The organism is Pseudomonas sp. HMWF021 (assembly GCF_003061005.1).
In the GTDB taxonomy this organism is placed as follows: Bacteria; Pseudomonadota; Gammaproteobacteria; order Pseudomonadales; family Pseudomonadaceae; genus Aquipseudomonas.
Window position 1 is genome coordinate 1 of record NZ_QAIK01000074.1, and the last position, 1107, is coordinate 1107.

The following is a 1107-nucleotide window of genomic DNA, read 5'->3' on the forward strand; positions in this document are numbered from 1 at the left end:
ATTACACGGGTTGTTCATTTATGACGCGAAAGGCGCCTGGATAGCGGACTCAAACGGCATCTTGCCGCCGAACGCAAACAACTCCGATCGCGAATATTTCATTTACCACCGCGATCATCCCGACCGTGGTCCCCATGTTGGGCTGTCTATTAAAAGTCGCTCCACGGGGGAATGGGTTCTGCCAGTCTCGCGCAGGATCAATAATCCTGATGGCAGCTTTGCCGGTGTCGCGTTGGCCACCATCTACCTCGATCACTTTCTCAAGCTCTACAACAGTATCGACATCGGCAATAACGGAGTCATCAACCTGATCTCTGCTGACGCCAGAATTATCGTCCGGCGCCCCTTTAATGAAGCGGTAATCGGCACCAGCGTCGCCGACGGGCCACTCTTCACCCAACTGCTGCCGAAGGGTTCTTCTGGAACGGCCACTGTTCGCTCGTATGTGGACGGCGTGGAACGTGTCGTAGGTTTTCGCAGGGTCAGTGACTATCCGCTCGTGGTTTTCTCTGCCATGAACAAAGAGGAGGTATTGGCGGGCTGGCGACAGGAAACAATGATGAGCGCCGTCATTGTTTGCCTGCTCATGACTGTGCTGGTTGGGATTGGCTATCGCTTTATTCAACTGATGCGGCGACAGAACTACGTTCAAACAGAATTATTGGCCGCTCAAGACAAGTTGCTCGATGCCAACCGAGCACTTGAGTTACTCGCCTTGGAGGACGCACTGACTGGACTGGCAAATCGACGCCAGTTCGATCTGTTCACGCGCTCTGAAATGGGGAGAGCAAAGCGCGGACTCACTCCTCTGGCTTTGCTCATGATTGATGTCGACCACTTCAAGCGATTTAACGACCGATATGGCCACTTGGTCGGTGACGATTGTCTGCGCAGAATCAGCGCGATCATCAAAGAAAACATCAGACGCCCCGGTGACCTGGCCGCCCGCTATGGTGGTGAAGAATTTGCGGTGGTGCTGCCGAGCACTGACTATGTGGGGGCCTTCATGATCGCTGAAAATATCCGCAAGTCTGTTCTGCTGGCCCAGATAGAGCATAAGGATAGCGGCGAGGGAATCGTGACCGTAAGCATTGGGGTCAGCGCCTT

General features: G+C 54.0%; 1 protein-coding gene. It reads left to right on the top strand.

Annotated features, from left to right (window positions below; all coding sequences use genetic code 11):
- Positions 1-1107: sensor domain-containing diguanylate cyclase (locus DBR18_RS10525; protein ID WP_108590270.1), on the top strand; the 1107-nt coding region annotated here is incomplete at both ends.